We start from the raw sequence: 460 nt of genomic DNA on the forward strand, positions 1-460 counted from the left end.
CGTCACGACCACGCGCGGCTGACCAAACTGCCTGACCAGCCTGGAGAAGAAGCGTCTGGCGGCCCTGCTGTTGCGGCGAGCCTGAACCAGGATATCGAGAACATCGCCATTGGCATCGATGGCGCGCCAGAGCCAGAACTTCCTGCCGCCAATCGTAATGACGGCCTCATCCATGTGCCACTTGTCACCAGCCTTTGGTCGATCCCTACGAATGCAATTGGCATAATGACGACCAAAGCGGTTGACCCAGAGCCGAACAGTTTCCCGGCTGACGATCACCCCGCGCTCGGCGAGCAGATCCTCCACGTCGGCCGTGCTCAGGGCAAAGCGGTGGTAGGCCTAGACCGCATAGGCGACGATCTCACGCGGAAAGCGAAACCCCTTCAGCCGGGGTAGTGAGCAAGCCATCTTCATGCCGAATGATAACTGCAACCGGCCACTCAAACAACTTGGCAATGCC

At 59.6% G+C, this 460-nt stretch carries 1 pseudogene; it reads right to left on the bottom strand.

Going from position 1 to position 460, the window contains the following annotated elements:
- A pseudogene (locus AB4Z23_RS28490) lies at positions 1 to 414 on the bottom strand (IS6 family transposase); the annotation flags it as partial.
- Positions 415 to 460 lie beyond the last annotated feature (46 nt).

This window comes from Agrobacterium sp. MCAB5 (genome assembly GCF_052114365.1).
GTDB classification, from domain to species: Bacteria; Pseudomonadota; Alphaproteobacteria; order Rhizobiales; family Rhizobiaceae; genus Agrobacterium; species Agrobacterium tumefaciens.